Origin of the sequence: Streptomyces sp. NPDC006487 (assembly GCF_042870555.1) — a bacterium.
Lineage (GTDB): Bacteria > Actinomycetota > Actinomycetes > Streptomycetales > Streptomycetaceae > Streptomyces.
The window spans coordinates 103,934-121,673 of sequence record NZ_JBIAHN010000011.1; the positions used below are offsets into that span (position 1 = coordinate 103,934).

Here is a 17,740-nt window from a genome sequence, read left to right on the forward strand (position 1 = left end):
TAGAGTCGGTTCGTGCTCATTGGGATGATTTGCGCGCTCGGTGCGGCGATCTGCTTCGGCACGGCGTCGGTCCTGCAGGCAGTGGCGACGCGGGCGACGGTGCCGGGGACGGGCTCCGGGGTCGACGCCGCGCTCCTCCTGCGGGCGCTGCGTCAGTGGCGCTATCTCGCCGGGCTCGGGCTGGACGGGATCGGCTTCGTCCTCCAGATCATCGCCCTGCGGCACATCCCGATCTACGCGGTCGGCGCGGCCCTCGCGGCCAGCCTCGCGGTGACCGCGGTCGTCGCGGCGCGGCTGCTGCGGGTGCGGCTGAGCGGGACGGAGTGGGGCGCGGTCGGCGTGGTGTGCGCGGGGCTGGTGATGCTCGGGCTGGCATCCGGGGAAGAGGGCTCCGGCAAGGGCACGCTCGCGCTGAAGCTGGGGCTGCTGGCGGTGGCCGGACTGGTACTGGTGGTCGGGGCCGTGGCGGGCGGTCTGCCGGACCGCAGCCGGGCCCTGACGCTGGGTCTGGCCGCCGGGACGGGCTTCGGCGTGGTGGAGGTGGCGGTCCGGCTCATCGACGACATCTCGCTCTCCGCCCTGTCCAACCCGGCGTTCTACGCGCTGCTGCTCGGCGGTGGCGCCGCGTTCCTGCTGCTCACCTCGGCGCTCCAGCGGGGCTCCGTGACGGCGGCGACCGCCGGGCTGGTACTGGGCGAGACGATCGGGCCGGCGGTGGTGGGCGTGGCCTGGCTGGGCGACCGCACCCGCGAGGGCCTGACCTGGCTGGCGGTGGCGGGCTTCCTGATCGCCGTGGCCGGAGCCCTGGCCCTGGCCCGCTTCGGCGAACCCCCGGCGGAGCCGGCTCCCTGAGCAGCGCCGGTCCATTTCAGCCGTCCGGCGTTTGAGGACCGGGGTCCGCGCAGCGCCCGGGGAACGGGCGAAGGGCGGGTAGGGGACCCAGCCCCGCAGGGCCGCGTGCCTGCCGGTGCCCGGGCCGCCCCGCCCCGGGCACGCCCGGCATCGGCAACCCCCGGTCCTCCTCACGGGAGCGCAGCGACCAGGGCGGCGAGGGTCGGCGCCCACGCGCTCTGGGGCGGAGTCCCGAAGCCGACGACCAGGGCCTCGCGCGGAGGCATGACCGCCGCCGGATGCCGGAAGAACGACAGGGGCAGCAGCCCCAGGTCCTGCCAGGCGGCCGCCCGCAGGGCCGCCCGTTCGCCGCCCGGCGGAAGGTCCAGGACCGCGTGCAGGCCCGCGGCGATGCCGGAGACCTCCGCACGGTCCCCGACGGCCGCCACCAGCTCGTCGCGCCGCCGCCGGTAGCGCAGCCGCATCTCCCGCACGTGCCGGTCGTACGCCCCCGACCGGATGAACTCCGCGAGCGTCAGCTGGTCCAGCGCGCCGGAGCTCCAGTCGGTCCGGCCCTTCACCGCGAGCACCTCGTCCATCAGCGGCCCGGGCACCACCATCCAGCCCATGCGCAGCCCCGGCGCCAGGGACTTGCTCGCCGTGCCCAGGTACACCACCCGGTCCGGGTCCAGCCCCTGGAGCGCGCCCACCGGCTGGCGGTCGTAGCGGAACTCCCCGTCGTAGTCGTCCTCCAGGATCAGCCCGCCCGTGGACCGGGCCCAGTCCACCGCCGCCGCCCGCCGCCCGGGCGTCAGCGCCGCGCCCGTCGGGAACTGGTGGGCCGGCGTCAGCAGGACCGCCCCCGCGCCCGTACCGGCCAGCTCGCTGGTGCGTGCCCCGGAACCGTCCACCGCCAGCGGCCGCGTCCGCAGCCCGGCGCCGGTCAGCAGCTCCCGGTGCACGTCCAGCCCGTACCCCTCCACCGCGACCTCCCGGACCCGGCGCGCCCGCAGCATCCTCGCGAGCAGCGTCAGGCCCTGGCCGAAGCCCGCGCACAGCACGATGCGTTCGGGGTCCGCGTACACCCCGCGGGCCCGCGCCAGGTACCCGGCGAGCACCTCGCGCAGCTCCACCCGGCCGCGCGGGTCCCCGTACCCGAAGGCCTCGTTCGGGGCCTCGGTCAGCGCTCGCCGGGCCGCCGCCAGCCAGGCGGCGCGCGGGAAGCCGCCCAGGTCCGGGGAACCGGGCTTCAGGCTGTACGAGGTCTGCGCGCGCACGGGGCGCCGTACGGGCACGGCCGCCGCGGGACGCCGTAGCCGGGCCCGCTCCGCGACCCGGGTCCCGGAGCCCCGGCGGGCCGTCAGCCAGCCTTCGGCGACGAGTTCGGCGTAGGCCTCGGCGACGGTGTTGCGGGCGATCCCGAGGTCCGCGGCGAGCGACCGCGAGGAGGGCAGCCGGGCCCCCGGGGCCAGCCGCCCACTGCGCGCGGCCTCGCGCAGCGCCTCCGTGAGCCCGGCCCGGACACCGCGCCCGGGGACCGGTTCCAGATGCAGGTCGGCTCCGGAAGTGGCCCATGAATTTGTCATGGATATGGACCATATAGGCGGGCCGCCCGGATCGTAGGTTGGTTCCATGACCCACACCGAGAAGGCATCCGAGCACACCCCCCGCATGCAGCTGGCGAAGCTCGCCCCGGAGTTCTACAAGGCCGCCGTGGCCCTGGACGCGGCGGCGGCCAAGGGGCTGGACCCCGCCCTGGTCGAGCTCGTCAAACTGCGCGCCTCCCAGATCAACCACTGCGCCTTCTGCATCGACATGCACTCCAAGGACGCCCTCGCGGCGGGCGAGGACGTGGAGCGGCTGCTGCTGCTCGGCGCCTGGGAGGAGTCGCGGCACTTTTACACGGAGAAGGAACTCGCGGCCATCGAGCTGACGGAGGCCGTGACCGTCCTGACCGACGGCTTCGTCCCCGACGAGGTCTACGAGCGGGCCGCGCTCCACTTCGAGGAGCACGAACTGGCCCAGGTGATCGCCCTGATCGCCGCGATCAACGTCTGGAACCGGATCGGCGTCACCACCCGCCTGACCCCGGGTCACTACACCCCGGGGATGTACAAGTAGCCGGCCCGCAGACCGCATGGCCCTGGCCGGCCGCCGTGCACGCCAAACGCCCCGGCCTGGTTCGGCCGGGGCGTTTCGGTGTTCACACGGGTCCGCACGCGTTCGCGCGCGTTCGTACGGGGGCCTGCGCGGCCGGGCCGTACGCGACCGGTCAGATCAGGCCGAGCTCGCGCACCGCGTCGCGCTCCTCGACGAGCTCCGCCACGGACGCGTCGATGCGCGCACGGGAGAACTCGTTGATGTCCAGGCCCTGGACGATCTCGTAGCGGCCGTCCTTGGTGGTGACCGGGAAGGAGGAGATGATGCCCTCCGGGACGCCGTAGGAGCCGTCCGACGGGATGCCCATGGAGGTCCAGTCGCCCGCCGCGGTGCCGTTGACCCACGTGTGGACGTGGTCGATGGCGGCGTTGGCGGCCGAGGCGGCCGAGGAGGCGCCGCGGGCCTCGATGATCGCCGCACCGCGCTTGGCGACGGTCGGGATGAACTCGTCCGACAGCCAGGCCTGGTCGTTGACCAGCTCGGCGGCGTTCTTGCCGGCGATCTCCGCGTGGAAGATGTCCGGGTACTGGGTCGCCGAGTGGTTGCCCCAGATGGTCAGGCGCTTGATGTCGGAGACGGCGGCGCCGGTCTTGGCGGCCAGCTGCGAGATCGCGCGGTTGTGGTCCAGGCGGGTCATCGCGGTGAAGCGCTCGGCCGGCACGTCCGGGGCGGCGGCCTGCGCGATGAGCGCGTTGGTGTTGGCCGGGTTGCCCACGACGAGGATCTTGATGTCGTCGGCGGCGTGGTCGTTGATCGCCTTGCCCTGCGGCTTGAAGATCCCGCCGTTGGCGGAGAGCAGGTCGCCGCGCTCCATGCCCTTGGTGCGCGGGCGGGCGCCGACGAGCAGACCGACGTTGGCACCCTCGAAGCCCTTGTTGGCGTCGTCGAAGATGTCGATGCCGGCGAGCAGCGGGAAGGCGCAGTCGTCGAGCTCCATGGCGGTGCCCTCGGCGGCCTTCATGCCCTGAGGGATCTCCAGAAGTCGGAGCTTGACCGGCACGTCCGCGCCGAGCAGGTGGCCGGAGGCGATGCGGAAGAGCAGCGCGTAGCCGATCTGGCCGGCGGCGCCGGTGACGGTGACATTCACGGGAGTGCGGGTCATGGCCTTCTCCGTTAGACAGCTGGCGGTGGGGCGTCCCTGCCCCATGTGCTGGGAGGACGCCGCTCCGTGGCCCAGTAAATCTTGACGTGAAGAGACATCCGCCGTCAGGCTATCCGACCCTGGGGCACCCCAATCCCCCGCCCCGTGTGGCGCGGGGCACACGGGGCCTCCCCCGGGGCTCCGGAAGGCCTAGCGGACCGTGAAACGGACCGCGGTCTCCAGGAAGGGGACGTCGAGCCACGGCTTGGGTTCCATGACCAGTGCGAGCAGCGTGATCGCCACGCCCAGCAGGCCGTACGTGACCATGTCCGTGAAGCGGGAACGCACCGCGAGCATGCCCACGGAGGGCAGCATCCGGCGCATCACCGAACCCGCGATCATCGCGATCCCGATGAGCAGGCAACCGCCGCGCGGATGGCCCACCGCGGTGAGCAGCAGTCCGGCCGCCGTCGCGGCGAGGACGGCCAGCATCGGCCACTGCCGGGCCGGAGCCGGAGCGTCGCCGGGCGCGGCCCGGCCGCCGCCCTCGGGACGCGCGGTGTCCCGGGTGACGGAGGGGAAGCGGCGGGACCTGGACCCTTCGGGCTCCGCCGGGGCGACTGCCCCGGCGGGAGCGGCCGCGGGGACCGTGCCGCGCTCCGGCTCCTGTTCAGCCGGCACGGGGAACCGTCCGCTCGGCCGCCTCGACCACGTTGACGAGCAGCTGGGCCCGGGTCATCGGGCCGACGCCGCCCGGGTTCGGGGAGATCCAGCCGGCCACGTCCGCGACCCCGGGATGCACGTCCCCGACGATCTTGCCGTTCTCGTCGCGGCTGACGCCGACGTCGAGCACCGCCGCGCCCGGCTTCACGTCCTCCGGCTTGACCAGGTGCGGCACACCGGCCGCCGCCACGACGATGTCCGCCTGGCGCAGCAGCCCGGACAGGTCGCGCGTACCGGTGTGGCAGAGGGTGACGGTCGCGTTCTCGGATTTGCGGGTGAGCAGCAGGCCGATGGACCGGCCGACGGTGATCCCGCGGCCGAGGACGACCACGTGCGCGCCGTTGATCTCGACGCCGTGGTGGCGCAGCAACTGGACGATCCCGTACGGGGTGCACGGCAGCGGACCCGGCTCGTTCAGGACCAGCCTGCCGAGTGACATCGGGTGCAGGCCGTCGGCGTCCTTCGCCGGGTCCATGAGCTCCAGGACGCGGTTGGTGTCGATGCCCTTGGGGAGGGGGAGCTGCACGATGTAGCCGGTGCACTCCGGGTTGGCGTTCAGCTCCCGCACGACCTCCTCGATGTCCTCCTGGGAGGCCGTCGCGGGCAGTTCGCGCTGGAGGGAGGCGATGCCGACCTCGGCGCAGTCCTTGTGCTTGCCGTTGACGTACCAGCGGCTGCCCGGGTCGTCGCCGACCAGCAGGGTGCCGAGGCCGGGGGTGATGCCCCGGGCCTTGAGCGCCGCCACGCGGGCGGTCAGTTCGGACTTGATCGCGGCTGCGGTGGCCTTGCCGTCGAGAATCTGGGCGGTCATGGCCCCATCCTCCCGGATGGAGCGGTCAAGGATCCAGTCGCGGATCCGGCCGCGGGCCGCGCAGGGCCTGTCCGGCCTCGTTCCCGGCCTCGTTCCGGCCTCGTTCTGGGTTCGTTCTGGGTTCGTTCTGGGTTCGTTCCGGGTTCGTTGCACTTGCACAACGAGTGCCGGGAGGGCGGTGTCCCGGCTGGACAAGCCCGGTCCGGCCGGACGACGATGCGGGGATCAGTAGTGCCGCGGGCAGTGCCGGGGGGCGGGCCGCACGACGTGCAGTGAATCCTCCGCGCGTGCCGTGCGTCCCCGCACTTCCACGGAGGAACACCCCAGATGAGCTTCGGCGACCCGAACAACCCCTACGGGCAGCAGCCCCAGGGCGGCCAGCCGGCCTACGGCTACCCCCCGCAGGCCCCCCAGGGCATCCCGGCCCAGGGCGCCTACGCCTATCCGCAGCAGGGCTACCCGCAGCAGGCCTACCCGGGCGTCCCCGGCTACCCGGGCTCGCCGATGCCGATGCCGGGCGGGGTCAAGGGGGCCCGGGTCATCCTCTACATCCTCGGGATCCTCCAGGCTCTCGGCGGCCTGGCCGTCGTCGTCATCGGAGGCGTGTTCGCCTCCGAGTTCTCCGGCTCCAGCTACTCGTCGAGCGACGCCGGCACCGCTCTGAGCGTCGTCTTCGTCATCGCCGGCATCGTCTGCATCGGCTTCTCGCTGTGGCCGATCCTGACCGCCGCCAAGCTGGGCAAGGGCCGCGGCGGCGTCCGGGTCTCCGGCATCATCTTCGGCTCGATCCAGACCCTCTTCGCCGGAGGCAGCCTGCTCGTCAACCTCGCGACGCTCAGCAACCTGCACGACGCCGGCATCGGGGTGTTCATGGTGTCGACCATCCTCACGGGCATCTCGCTGGCCCTGGGCCTGTGGATCGTCATCGGCCTGGCCAACTCCGCCGCGGGCGTCTACTTCAAGCGCCCGCTGTACTAGGACCGCCGCCGGCACGAGCGCCCGTACCCGTACCCGTACCGGTGCCGCGTACGGCGAAGGCCGCGTACCGCACTGCTGCGGTACGCGGCCTTCGCCGTATGCGGGTGAGCGCCGGACCCGGCGACTCTGTGACTCGGCGAATCGGCGAATCGGCGAATCAGTGGAAGAAGTGGCGGGTTCCGGTGAGGTACATCGTCACGCCGGCCGCCTTCGCGGCCTCGATCACCAGCTCGTCGCGCATCGAACCACCCGGCTGGACCACGGCCTTGATGCCGGCGGCCGTCAGGATCTCCAGACCGTCCGCGAAGGGGAAGAAGGCGTCGGAGGCGGCGTACGAGCCCTGCACGCGCTCGGCGCCCGCCCGCTCGACGGCCAGCTTCGCGGAGTCGACGCGGTTGACCTGCCCCATGCCGACGCCGACCGAGGCGCCGTCCTTGGCGAGCAGGATCGCGTTGGACTTGACGGCGCGGCAGGCCTTCCACGCGAAGGCGAGGTCGGCGAGCTCGTCGGCGGAGAGGGCCTCGCCGGTGGCCAGGGTCCAGTTGGCCGGGTCGTCGCCCTCGGCCTGGAAGGCGTCCGACTGCTGGAGCAGCACGCCGCCGGAGATGGGCTTGAGGTCGCCCGGCTGGTGCGGGTGGCCCTCCACCTTCAGGACGCGGATGTTCTTCTTCTTCGCCAGGACCTCGACGGCGCCCGGCTCGAAGTCGGGGGCCACGATGACCTCGGTGAAGATCTCCGCGACCTGCTCGGCGAGCTCGACGCTCACCGGGCGGTTGACGGCGATGACCCCGCCGAAGGCGGAGACCGGGTCGCAGGCGTGCGCCTTGCGGTGGGCCTCGGCGACGTCCTTGCCCACCGCGATGCCGCACGGGTTGGCGTGCTTGATGATCGCGACGCAGGGCTCTTCGTGGTCGTAGGCGGCGCGGCGGGCCGCGTCGGTGTCCACGTAGTTGTTGTAGGACATCTCCTTGCCGTGCAGCTGCTCGGCGTTGGCGAGCCCGCCCGGCTGCCCGTCCGTGTAGAGCGCGGCCGCCTGGTGCGGGTTCTCGCCGTAGCGGAGGGTGGACTTGCGCTCCCAGGCGCCGGCCAGGAACTCGGGCAGTACGGCCTCCGGCTCGGGCGCGTACGCGTTCGTGAACCAGGAGGCGACGGCCACGTCGTACGCGGCGGTGTGCTGGAAGGCCTCGGCCGCGAGCCGCTTGCGGGCGGTGAGGTCGAAACCGCCGCCCTGGGCGGCGGCGAGCACGGCGTCGTAGCGCGCCGGGCTGGTGACCACGGCCACCGAGGGGTGGTTCTTGGCGGCGGCGCGGACCATCGAGGGGCCGCCGATGTCGATCTGCTCCACGCACTCGTCCGGGGTCGCGCCCGACTGGACGGTCGCGAGGAACGGGTAGAGGTTGACGATCACCAGGTCGAAGGGCTCGACACCCAGCTCGGCGAGCTGGTTGCGGTGGTCCTCCAGGCGCAGGTCGGCGAGGATGCCGGCGTGCACGCGCGGGTGCAGGGTCTTGACCCGGCCGTCCAGGCACTCGGGGAAGCCGGTCAGCTCCTCGACCTTGGTGACGGGCACCCCGGCGGCGGCGATCTTCGAGGCGGTGGAGCCGGTCGAGACGAGCGCGACACCCGCCTCGTGCAGACCGCGGGCCAGCTCTTCCAGTCCCGTCTTGTCGTAGACGCTGATGAGCGCGCGCCGGATCGGGCGCTTCGACGCGGCGAGGTCCTCGCCCTCTGCGGTCACGGTCTCTGCGGTCCCTGCGGCCTCTGCGGCGGTCACTGGATTGTTACCTTTCGTCCCTCGATGCGGTAGCCGTGCCGGGCCAGGCGCCCCACGACGTCGACGAGCAGCTCGCGCTCGACTTCCTTGATCCGCTCATGGAGAGCGGCTTCGTCCTCTTCGTCCCTGACCTCGACCACACCCTGGGCGATGATCGGACCGGTGTCCACGCCCGCGTCCACGAAGTGGACGGTGCAGCCGGTGACCTTCGCGCCGTAGGCGAGAGCGTCCCGTACGCCGTGGGCGCCCGGGAAGGCCGGGAGGAGGGCCGGGTGCGTGTTGACGAACCGGCCGCCGAAGCGGCCGATGAACTCCGGCCCGACGATCTTCATGAACCCCGCCGAGACCACCAGGTCCGGCGCGTGCGCGTCGGTGGCCGCGGTCAGAGCGGCGTCCCACTCCGCACGGCTCGCGTACGACTTGACCGGGCACACGAAGGTGGGGATCCCGGCCTTCTCGGCGCGCTCCAGTCCGGCGATGTTCTCGCGGTCGGCTCCCACGGCGACGACTTCGGCGCCGAAACCCCCGGGTCCGCCGGGATGGGCGTCGATGGCGTCGAGCAGGGCCTGGAGGTTGGTGCCGGATCCGGAGACCAGCACGACCAGGCGGGAGGCGGCCATGGGAGGCCCTTTCTCGTCGAGCGGGGGCGCCTCCCGGCGTGAACCGGGGGCGCGTCGTTCGTCTTGTGCGATCGCATGAAACTTCGGGTCCCCGGTATACGGGGGACCATACGAAGCCACCGACCGCCTGCAACGATACCGGCACACCGGACGGCCCCCGAGGGACGGGGGGACGGGTGGGCGGTAGCGTCTGGCGTACACGCCGTAAACAGGCCTCGGACGTCCCAGCGGCGTCCACGACACAGGGGATGAAACACACCCGATGCCGGACCGCCCCCAGCCCGACCGCCCCACCGACGACAACCCCTTCGCGGCGCCCCCGGAAGGCCGGCCCGACCAGCTCTGGGAACCGCGCGCCGGCCGTGACGGCGGCGACCGGCAGGACCCCGGGGCGGGACCGGGCGCGGACCCCGGGTCGGGACCGGCGCGCTGGGACCCCACGGACCCGATCCAGCGGCGGGCGCGGTACGCGCTGCTGGCGGGCATGTGGGGCTTCTTCTTCGGCGTCTTCGGCATCCCCTCGATGGGGCTGCTGCTGGGTGTGCTCGCCCTGTACTGGGGGATCAGCGCGCTGCGCGGGGTCCCGGCGAAGCCGTCCGGGGACGGGGCGCAGCGCGCGTCGGGCCGCTCGCGCGGCACGGGCGCCTCGGCGGAGGACGTGGGTACGGGGACGGGCAGGGGCGCCGCCGCGGATGCCGATGCCGGTGCGGCCAAGGGTGCCGGTGCGGCTCCCGGTGCGGCCCGGGGCGGACTGGCGGCGCTGGGCGCCGCCGCCCGGCCCCAGCGGACGGCGGCGGCGAGCGGCCTGGTGACGGCTTCCCTGGCGATCCTGCTGGCGCTGTCCTCGTACGCCGTGCAGCTCACGTACAAGGACTTCTACGTCTGCAAGCAGGACGCCCTCACCAAGCCGGCCGAGCTGCAGTGCAACGACCTGCTGCCGGACAACTTCATCGGCAAGATGCTCGAGGTCCAGCGCTAGCCGGTCGAGGGGCTAGTCGATCCGGGCGGCCTGCGGCGCGGGCCGTCCGGCCTCGGCCTGCCCCGGGTCCCTTTCCGTTGCCGGTCCGGTCCCCCGTTCGGTTCCCGGTTCGGTTCCCGGTTCCCCTGCCGGTTCCGTTTCGGGCTTCCGGCGGGTCAGGACGCGGGCTCCGGCCACCGGTGGGACGAGCGGGGCCTGGGCCTGGGCCGGGGGCTGCCGGGACGGGGGCGGGGGCGCCGGAAGGGACGATCCTGCCGGTACGAGGGCCCCGCCCCGGGGATCGGCCGCGAGTGCCGGTGCCGGTGCGGGCGCGTGCGGCTCCGCGGGGAGCGCGGGCAGCGGGATCGGGGTCAGGTCCAGCTTGAGGCCGGGCATGACCAGCACGGGACGCTTCGGCGGTGCGGACGCCGGCTTGGACACTTCCTCCGGAGCCCGGGCCGGGGACGGCCCGTCGCTCTGGACCGGGGTGCTGGAGAAGTCCGGGATCAAGGTGCCCGCCGCCCGGCGCAGAGCCGCCCAGCGGACCTCGCGCACGCCGCTGTCGTGCCAGCCGTCCTCGGCGCCGGCGCCGGCCAGGCCCTTCGCGGGCCGGTTCCGCCAGGCGTGCACGGTGACGGCCAGCGGGACCGCGAGGGCCGCGGTCCAGCCCAGGGCCGCCCCGCCCGTCTGCCACCACACCGGGCCGAAGGCGGCCAGCTCCCGGGAACCGAGCGGCCCCGCCGACGCCGCGGTGAGGGCGGCCGTCGCCAGGGAGCACACCAGGGCGCCCAGCGCCGCCGTGAGCGCGGTCTCCCCGTACGAGACATCGCGTGCCCGGCGTACCGCGAACCAGCCCACCGCCAGCCCGGCCAGCACCGGCAGCGCGCCGACGGCCCAGGTCAGCGGCGTACCGGGGCCCTCCGGGGGCAGCGCCGCAAGCAGCGGGAAGCGCGGCAGCGCGGGCGAGCCGCCGAAGCCGAGCGGGGTCGCGGCGGCTCCGGTGCCCAGCGCGAAGCCGGGACCGAGGGCGTAGGCGGCGCCCCAGACGACGGCGTTCGGGATCAGCACGAGGGCGAGCAGCAGCACCGCGAAGCGACCTGACCAGTCCCCGGTCAGCGCCGCGAAGGAGCCCTGCACCTCCGCCCCGTGCCAGGCCAGCGAGCCCCCGACCAGCAGGGCTCCGCCGCCGAGGAGCACCAGCACCCCGCCGGCGCCGGCCCGCAGCGCGAGCGTGTAGCGGGGCCGGGTGAGGCGGCCGGGCAGCTGCCCGAGCGGCCGCCCCCGGGACTCCCAGACCCCGCCGGCGGCGGCGAGGGCGGCGACGACCGGGAGGTGCCGGGCCGCGCTGAGCGGGTCGGCCGGCAGCGGCCCGGCGGCGGCGTACACGACGGCCAGGGCGCCGACCCCGAGGTAGCCGCAGAGCACGGCGGAGAACACCACCCCCGCGGGCAGCGGCTCGGCGCCCCGGTCCTCCTGCCCGGCGCTGCCGAGCCGGGCGGCGCGCCGGATCAGCAGCGCGGGCAGGGCCACGAGCAGCAACGGGGTCAGGCCGACGGGGGCGGGCACCCCGGAGAGGGTCTCGTAGCGGACGAGGTCGGTCCCGTGGGCGAGCAGCCAGAGGCCCGCCGCGAGGTGCAGGGCGCCGCCGGGGCCGCTGTCGGGGTAGGGGGAGCTGATCCACAGCACGATGACGAGCACGGCGAGGAAGCCGAGCCCCAGTACTGCGGCGACGGCGCCACCCACGACACACGCGGCGGCCGCCGGTGAACGGCGCCGTGCGGGGGCCCTGGGGGGCATGGGCAACGAGGTCCCGCGTTCGGTCACTTGGGTCACCCCGCCATGGTGCCAACGACACGCGCTATGGGCGGGTAACAGGCGAATGACCGTGGTGTCGCTCAATATACGTTTATGTACTTTTTCGCTCAGGGCGTCCGGGTCGCGGGGAGTGTGGCATGACACAAAGCGTCACGGAGCTGGGCCTCCCCACCCCGAAGGAACGCCGACGCCTGCGCGAAGCGGCCGACCTGACGCACGATGAGGTCGCGGCGGCAGTGGGCGTCACCTCGAACACGGTCCGCTCCTGGGAGACCGGCCGCACCCACCCCCGGGGCCGCAAGCTGGAGGCCTACTCCAAGCTCCTGACCCGCCTGTCCGCGAACGAATCCGCCGGCTCAGCCCCCACGGGCCCCACCGTGCGGACCGACGGCTCGGCTCCCCCGGACGGTGCGGCCACAGGGTCCGTCGTCGGCGCGTCCGCCGCAACCGGCGCCGCCGGGGCGGACACGGACGCGGCGTCAGCCCCGGACACCGCGCCCGAGAGCCCGCTCGACAGCGACACGGAGCGCGCCGAGGCGGCAACCGGCGCCGAACCCGGGGACGCAGACGCGGCGTCAGCCGCCGACGCCTCCGAGAGCCGGTTCGGGCTGCGCATGATGCGCGGACTCACCCGGCCCGTCGGAGCGCAGACCCGGCCCAAGGCCGCCGTCAAGCGCGCCGCGAAGCCGCCCGTGGGGATGCCCCGGCACGAGGCGAAGTCCACGGTCAGGGCCGGAGCCGCCCACGGCGGCGGCTTCGCAGCCCTTCGCCCAAGTGGCCCCGTCCCCCCGGGCTCCGGCACCGGTACGGGTACGGGCACGGGCACGGGTACCGCTACGGACACGACCCCTGACACCGGCTCAGGCGCCGGACCGGACTCGGAGCCGCGCTCCGGGAAGGCCGCCGCGCCGAGCACCGGGCCGGGCACGGGCAACCCCGCCGGACGGGACCCCGAAGCCGCCACCCGGACGAGCACGACCGGGCAGGGCTCCGGGCCGGACACCGGTTCGGGCTCCAAGCCGGCCACCGGGCCGGGGCCGAACGGGCCGGCCACCGGGCCAGGCTCCGGTTCCGACTCCGGGCCGGGCCCCAAGCCGGTCACCGGGCCGGGACCCGGCTCCGGATCCGGGCCGGGCTCTGACCCGGCCGCCGGGAAGGCCGCCGGGAAGGCCCCCGCTCCCGGCTCCGCGCCGACCGGCGAGGATGCCGGACCGGCCGCCCCCAAGGGAGGCGCCGGCACGACGGGTGGCCCGGCCGCGGAGGCCCGTACCGCCCCCGACGGCGCGCCCGGGGACGCCCCCGGCGACGGCGCCCCGACGGTGACGGCGACCTCCGCCTTCGACGCCCTCTACGCCCGCACGGCCCCCGCCCTGTCCCGCCAGGCCTATCTCCTCACCGGCCGCCACGCCCTCGCCTGTGAGGCCGTGGAGCGCGCCTTCCAGCAGGCGTGGGAGCGCTGGCCCGAGGTCGCCACCGATCCCGATCCGGTCGGGTGGGTACGCGCGGCGACGTACGAGTACGCGCTCTCCCCCTGGCACCGGTTCCGGCGTTCGCACCGGCACCCCGACGAGCCCCCGGCCGACCCCGCGGACCGCATCCTGCTGGACGCGATGCTCGGGCTGCCCCCGGCACACCGCCGCACCGTGCTGCTCTACGACGGTGTCGGGCTGGACCTCCCCGACACCGCCGCCGAGACGGAGGCGTCCACGCCGACCGCCGGCAACCGGCTCGTCAACGCGCACGCCGACCTCGCCGACCTGATCCCCGAACTGGACGGCGTGGCGCCCGCGAAGCTGTCCGCGGTGCTGCGCGAGCGGCTCGGCACGCTGACGCCGGCCCTCCCGCTGGAGCCGCGCGCGGCAGCCGTCGTCCGGGTGGCCGGCGAGCACCGCAACCGGCTGTGGACACGGGCGGTGATCGGGGTGACGGCGGCCATCGCCGCGGCGACGGCCTACACCTGGGTGACCGCGCCGACCGAGTACGAGCCTCCGCGCGCCCCCGGCGCGAGCGTGTCGGGCGTGCCCCCGCACAGTGGCCCGCAGCAGCTCACGGACGAGGGCCGGCAGCTCCACGACAAGCTGCTGTCCGATCCGTCGGCCGGACCGGCCCGGATCGCGCCGAGCCTCGAATAGCCGTACGGCCGGCGCTCGCCGCGTACGGAAACGGGCGTGGCCCGCACCCCTCACAGGGTGCGGGCCACGCCCGTCTGCACGTACAGCCGAAGGCGCTGCCGCTTGCTGCTGCCTACTGAGCGGCGTTGAGGATCTCGCGCGCCAGCTTCGCGGTCTCGGTCGGCGTCTTGCCGACCTTCACGCCGGCGGCCTCCAGGGCTTCCTTCTTGGCCTGTGCGGTGCCGGAAGAGCCGGAGACGATCGCACCGGCGTGACCCATGGTCTTGCCCTCGGGGGCGGTGAAGCCCGCGACGTAGCCGACGACCGGCTTGGTGACGTTCTTCGCGATGAAGTCCGCCGCACGCTCCTCGGCGTCGCCGCCGATCTCGCCGATCATGACGATCAGGTCGGTGTCGGGGTCCGCCTCGAACGCCTCGAGGGCGTCGATGTGCGTGGTGCCGATGACCGGGTCGCCACCGATGCCGACGGCGGAGGAGAAGCCGATGTCACGGAGCTCGTACATCATCTGGTAGGTCAGCGTGCCCGACTTGGACACGAGACCGATGCGGCCGGGCTTGGTGATGTCGCCCGGGATGATGCCGGCGTTGGACTGGCCGGGGGTGATCAGACCCGGGCAGTTCGGGCCGATGATCCGCGTCTTGTTGCCCTTGCTGGAGGCGTACGACCAGAAGGCGGCGGAGTCGTGCACCGCGATGCCCTCGGTGATGACGACGGCCAGCGGGATCTCGGCGTCGATCGCCTCGACCACGGCGGACTTGGCGAACGCCGGCGGGACGAAGAGGACGGAGACGTTGGCGCCCGTCTTCTCCATCGCCTCGGCGACGGAGCCGAAGACCGGGACCTCGGTGCCGTCGAAGTCGACGCTGGTGCCGGCCTTGCGCGGGTTCACGCCGCCGACGATGTTGGTGCCGTCAGCCAGCATCAGCTTGGTGTGCTTCATGCCCGTGGCACCGGTCATGCCCTGGACGATGACCTTGCTGTCCTTGTTGAGGAAGATAGCCATGTGAGTCTGTGACCTCTGCCCTTACTTCGCAGCCGCGAGCTCGGCGGCCTTGTCGGCCGCGCCGTCCATGGTGTCCACGCGCTGAACCAGCGGGTGGTTGGCGTCCGAGAGGATCTTGCGACCCAGCTCGGCGTTGTTGCCGTCGAGGCGGACGACCAGCGGCTTGGTGACCGCTTCGCCCTTGTCCTCGAGCAGCTGCAGCGCCTGGACGATGCCGTTGGCGACCTCGTCGCACGCGGTGATGCCACCGAAGACGTTGACGAAGACGGACTTGACGTCCGGGTCGCCGAGGATGATCTCGAGACCGTTGGCCATGACGGCGGCGGAGGCGCCACCGCCGATGTCCAGGAAGTTGGCGGGCTTGACGCCGCCGTGGTTCTCGCCGGCGTACGCGACGACGTCGAGGGTGCTCATGACGAGACCCGCGCCGTTGCCGATGATGCCGACCTCGCCGTCCAGCTTCACGTAGTTGAGGTTCTTCGCCTTGGCGGCGGCCTCGAGCGGGTTCGCGGCAGCGTGGTCCACGAACTCCTCGTGGCCCGGCTGGCGGAACTCGGCGTTCTCGTCGAGCGAGACCTTGCCGTCGAGCGCGATGACGTCGCCGGAGGCGACCTTCGCGAGCGGGTTGACCTCGACGAGGAGCGCGTCCTCGGCGATGAAGGTCGCCCACAGGGTCACGAGGACCTCGGCGACCTTCTCGGCGACCTCGGCCGGGAACTGCGCCAGCGCGACGATCTCGCGGGCCTTCTCGATGGTCACGCCCTCGTTGGCGTTCACCGGGACCTTGGCGAGCTTCTCCGGGGTCTCCTCGGCGACCTGCTCGATGTCCATGCCGCCCGCGACCGAGGCCATGGCCAGGAAGGTGCGGTTGGTGCGGTCGAGGAGGTACGAGACGTAGTACTCCTCCAGGATCTCCGGAGCGGTCTCGGCGATCATCACCTTGTGGACCGTGTGGCCCTTGATGTCCATCCCGAGAATGTCCGTCGCACGGGCGACGGCCTCGTCCGGGGTGGCGGCGAGCTTGACGCCGCCGGCCTTGCCGCGGCCGCCGACCTTCACCTGTGCCTTGACGACCGACTTGCCACCCATGCGCTCGGTGGCCGCTCGGGCTGCCTCAGGCGTGTCGATGACTTCACCGGCCAGCACCGGTACACCGTGCTTGGCGAAGAGGTCCCTCGCCTGGTACTCGAACAGGTCCACGCGCGTCCGTCCCTTGTCTTTTTTAAAGATTCGCAGTGATTCGCGGTTGTCTGCTATCTGCGTGGGCGTGCCGCGGAGGGCAACGTGACGGCGCTGTCACAAGGAAGGCGCACACGGTGACCGTGGACGCGGCATGTCCGTCCCGCAGGTTATCCCCGTGGGACGTAGGTCCCTAAATCGCAGATCACACCTGAGCGGTGATACCTGTCACAGATCGCCTCACGGTTGAACTGCATCTTCGTGTGATCTGCCGATGGCCGGCCGCCGCGAGGACTCCCCTACGGGCCCCCGCGCGGGCGGTGCGGCGGGCCGGCCGCGGTGGTGCCCGGCCGGTCACGGGACGGGCAGGGGACGCTTCTCCAGGGCCGCGGCCATCACCTCCGGAAACAGGTCCGGAGTGCAGGCGAAGGCCGGGGAGCCGAGCGCGGCGAGGGCCGCGGCGTGGTCCCGGTCGTAGGCCGGAGCTCCCTCGTCGGACAGCGCTAGCAGCGTCACGAACTCCACCCCCGCCGCCTTCATCGCCGCGACCCGTTTCAGCAGCTCGTCGCGTATGCCGCCCTCGTAGAGATCACTGATGAGGACGACGACGGTGTCGGCGGGACGGGTGATCTTCGACTGGCAGTAGGCGAGCGCCCGGTTGATGTCGGTGCCGCCGCCGAGCTGGGTGCCGAAGAGCACGTCGACGGGATCGTCGAGCTGATCCGTCAGGTCGACCACCGCGGTGTCGAAGACGACCAGCCGCGTCGCGATCGACCGCATCGAGGCCAGCACCGCCCCGAAGACGGAGGCGTAGACGACGGAGGCCGCCATCGAACCGGACTGGTCGATGCACAGCACGACCTCCTTCTTCACCGCCCGCGCGGCGCGGCCGTACCCGACCAGCCGCTCGGGGACGACGGTCCGGTATTCGGGCAGATAGTTCGTCAGGTTCGCCCGGATGGTCCGGTCCCAGTCGATGTCCGCATGCCGCGGCCGGCTGATCCGCGCGGACCGGTCGAGCGCACCCGTCAGCGTGGCCCGCGTCCGGCTCGCGAGCCGCTTCTCCAACGCCTCGACCACTTTGCGGACGACGGCGCGGGCGGTCTCCCGGGTGGTCTCGGGCATGGCCTTGTTGAGGGAGAGCAGGGTGCCGACGAGGTGCACGTCCGGCTCCACCGCCTCCAGCATCTCCGGCTCCAGCAGCAGGGCCGACAGCCCGAGCCGCTGGATCGCGTCCCGCTGCATGACCTGCACCACGGAGGTGGGGAAGTACGTCCGGATGTCCCCGAGCCAGCGCGCCACGTTCGGCGCGGAGCCGCCGAGCCCGGCCGACCTCTCCCCCGCCCGCTTGCGCCCTCCGCCGCCGTCTCCCCCGTACAGCGCCCCGAGCGCGGCATCCATCCCGGCGTCCGCCCCGCTCAGCGCACACCCGGTCCCCTCCCCCTCTCCCCCGCCCAGCACCATCCGCCACCGCCGCAACCGCTCGGCGCCGCCGTCCCTCACTTCTGCCCCGGCCATCTGCCAACCTCCCGCTCTCGAAGCACTACCGACCGCCCCCGCAGCCCCCGCGCCGGTGCCGCTGCGCGGGACCGGAGTCCCCTACCCGCGCAGCGGCCCACCGCGGCCCGCCCGCGCCGGGCCCGGGCGCCCCCGGCCCCGGCCCTGGCCCCGGCCC

15 protein-coding genes are annotated in these 17,740 nt (G+C 73.4%); 5 read left to right on the top strand and 10 right to left on the bottom strand.

Going from position 1 to position 17,740, the window contains the following annotated elements:
* Positions 1–24 precede the first annotated feature (24 nt).
* Positions 25–852 (top strand): hypothetical protein, encoded by an 828-nt coding sequence (locus tag ACFYM0_RS20355; RefSeq protein ID WP_388503622.1) that lies wholly within the window; start codon positions 25–27, stop codon positions 850–852.
* A gap of 170 nt (positions 853–1,022) precedes the next feature.
* Here ACFYM0_RS20355 and ACFYM0_RS20360 read toward each other — a convergent pair whose 3' ends face one another.
* Positions 1,023–2,417 carry a PLP-dependent aminotransferase family protein gene (locus ACFYM0_RS20360; RefSeq protein WP_388503215.1) on the bottom strand — a complete coding sequence of 465 codons (1,395 nt, stop codon included), beginning with the start codon at positions 2,415–2,417 and terminating at the stop codon, positions 1,023–1,025.
* Positions 2,418–2,463: 46 nt separating this feature from the next.
* Between ACFYM0_RS20360 and ACFYM0_RS20365 the strand changes: the two genes are divergently transcribed.
* A complete protein-coding gene (locus ACFYM0_RS20365; RefSeq protein ID WP_388503218.1) occupies positions 2,464–2,952 on the top strand; it encodes a carboxymuconolactone decarboxylase family protein in 489 nt (162 codons plus the stop codon).
* A 151-nt stretch (positions 2,953–3,103) separates the two neighbouring features.
* On the opposite strand, the gene ACFYM0_RS20370 is transcribed toward ACFYM0_RS20365, so the two are convergent.
* The 3 genes from ACFYM0_RS20370 to ACFYM0_RS20380 form a co-directional block, all read right to left on the bottom strand.
* The gene (locus ACFYM0_RS20370) at positions 3,104–4,093 is read right to left on the bottom strand and encodes a malate dehydrogenase (RefSeq protein WP_388503220.1); all 990 of its coding nucleotides are present in this window, start codon (positions 4,091–4,093) and stop codon (positions 3,104–3,106) included.
* A gap of 189 nt (positions 4,094–4,282) precedes the next feature.
* Positions 4,283–4,753, bottom strand: a complete 471-nt coding sequence (locus tag ACFYM0_RS20375) for a DUF3017 domain-containing protein (RefSeq protein WP_388503222.1) — start codon at positions 4,751–4,753, stop codon at positions 4,283–4,285.
* A complete protein-coding gene (locus ACFYM0_RS20380; protein WP_351438220.1) occupies positions 4,743–5,606 on the bottom strand; it encodes a bifunctional methylenetetrahydrofolate dehydrogenase/methenyltetrahydrofolate cyclohydrolase in 864 nt (287 codons plus the stop codon). The genes ACFYM0_RS20375 and ACFYM0_RS20380 overlap by 11 nt, the downstream gene beginning before the upstream one ends.
* Before the next feature lie 327 nt (positions 5,607–5,933).
* Between ACFYM0_RS20380 and ACFYM0_RS20385 the strand changes: the two genes are divergently transcribed.
* Positions 5,934–6,584, top strand: coding sequence for a hypothetical protein (locus ACFYM0_RS20385; RefSeq protein ID WP_388503225.1), 651 nt, complete (start codon positions 5,934–5,936; stop codon positions 6,582–6,584).
* Positions 6,585–6,741: 157 nt separating this feature from the next.
* Here ACFYM0_RS20385 and purH read toward each other — a convergent pair whose 3' ends face one another.
* Positions 6,742–8,322, bottom strand: coding sequence for a bifunctional phosphoribosylaminoimidazolecarboxamide formyltransferase/IMP cyclohydrolase (gene purH, locus ACFYM0_RS20390; protein ID WP_327257626.1), 1,581 nt, complete (start codon positions 8,320–8,322; stop codon positions 6,742–6,744).
* Between the two features lie 32 nt (positions 8,323–8,354).
* The gene (gene purN, locus ACFYM0_RS20395) at positions 8,355–8,978 is read right to left on the bottom strand and encodes a phosphoribosylglycinamide formyltransferase (protein WP_388503228.1); all 624 of its coding nucleotides are present in this window, start codon (positions 8,976–8,978) and stop codon (positions 8,355–8,357) included.
* A 262-nt stretch (positions 8,979–9,240) separates the two neighbouring features.
* Between purN and ACFYM0_RS20400 the strand changes: the two genes are divergently transcribed.
* Positions 9,241–9,957, top strand: coding sequence for a hypothetical protein (locus ACFYM0_RS20400; RefSeq protein WP_388503229.1), 717 nt, complete (start codon positions 9,241–9,243; stop codon positions 9,955–9,957).
* A gap of 12 nt (positions 9,958–9,969) precedes the next feature.
* On the opposite strand, the gene ACFYM0_RS20405 is transcribed toward ACFYM0_RS20400, so the two are convergent.
* Positions 9,970–11,769 carry a DUF6350 family protein gene (locus tag ACFYM0_RS20405; protein WP_388503230.1) on the bottom strand — a complete coding sequence of 600 codons (1,800 nt, stop codon included), beginning with the start codon at positions 11,767–11,769 and terminating at the stop codon, positions 9,970–9,972.
* Between the two features lie 119 nt (positions 11,770–11,888).
* On the opposite strand from ACFYM0_RS20405, the gene ACFYM0_RS20410 reads away from it, so the two are divergent.
* Positions 11,889–13,883: a helix-turn-helix domain-containing protein gene (locus tag ACFYM0_RS20410; RefSeq protein WP_388503232.1), complete on the top strand. Its 1,995-nt coding sequence runs from the start codon at positions 11,889–11,891 to the stop codon at positions 13,881–13,883.
* Between the two features lie 112 nt (positions 13,884–13,995).
* On the opposite strand, the gene sucD is transcribed toward ACFYM0_RS20410, so the two are convergent.
* From sucD to ACFYM0_RS20425, 3 genes are all read right to left on the bottom strand, one after another.
* Positions 13,996–14,886, bottom strand: a complete 891-nt coding sequence (gene sucD, locus ACFYM0_RS20415; RefSeq protein ID WP_388503233.1) for a succinate--CoA ligase subunit alpha — start codon at positions 14,884–14,886, stop codon at positions 13,996–13,998.
* Between the two features lie 21 nt (positions 14,887–14,907).
* Positions 14,908–16,086 (bottom strand): ADP-forming succinate--CoA ligase subunit beta, encoded by a 1,179-nt coding sequence (sucC, locus tag ACFYM0_RS20420; RefSeq protein WP_388503234.1) that lies wholly within the window; start codon positions 16,084–16,086, stop codon positions 14,908–14,910.
* 333 nt (positions 16,087–16,419) lie between these two features.
* Positions 16,420–17,583, bottom strand: a complete 1,164-nt coding sequence (locus ACFYM0_RS20425) for a vWA domain-containing protein (RefSeq protein ID WP_388503235.1) — start codon at positions 17,581–17,583, stop codon at positions 16,420–16,422.
* Between the last annotated feature and the right edge of the window lie 157 nt (positions 17,584–17,740).

Coding starts and splice junctions, on each gene's coding strand:
- ACFYM0_RS20355 (WP_388503622.1), top strand. CDS start 25: ATGATTTGCGCGCTCGGTGCGGCGATCTGCTTCGGCACGGCGTCGGTC.
- ACFYM0_RS20360 (WP_388503215.1), bottom strand. CDS start 2,417: ATGACAAATTCATGGGCCACTTCCGGAGCCGACCTGCATCTGGAACCG.
- ACFYM0_RS20365 (WP_388503218.1), top strand. CDS start 2,464: ATGACCCACACCGAGAAGGCATCCGAGCACACCCCCCGCATGCAGCTG.
- ACFYM0_RS20370 (WP_388503220.1), bottom strand. CDS start 4,093: ATGACCCGCACTCCCGTGAATGTCACCGTCACCGGCGCCGCCGGCCAG.
- ACFYM0_RS20380 (WP_351438220.1), bottom strand. CDS start 5,606: ATGACCGCCCAGATTCTCGACGGCAAGGCCACCGCAGCCGCGATCAAG.
- ACFYM0_RS20385 (WP_388503225.1), top strand. CDS start 5,934: ATGAGCTTCGGCGACCCGAACAACCCCTACGGGCAGCAGCCCCAGGGC.
- purN (WP_388503228.1), bottom strand. CDS start 8,978: ATGGCCGCCTCCCGCCTGGTCGTGCTGGTCTCCGGATCCGGCACCAAC.
- ACFYM0_RS20400 (WP_388503229.1), top strand. CDS start 9,241: ATGCCGGACCGCCCCCAGCCCGACCGCCCCACCGACGACAACCCCTTC.
- ACFYM0_RS20410 (WP_388503232.1), top strand. CDS start 11,889: ATGACACAAAGCGTCACGGAGCTGGGCCTCCCCACCCCGAAGGAACGC.
- sucD (WP_388503233.1), bottom strand. CDS start 14,886: ATGGCTATCTTCCTCAACAAGGACAGCAAGGTCATCGTCCAGGGCATG.
- ACFYM0_RS20425 (WP_388503235.1), bottom strand. CDS start 17,583: ATGGCCGGGGCAGAAGTGAGGGACGGCGGCGCCGAGCGGTTGCGGCGG.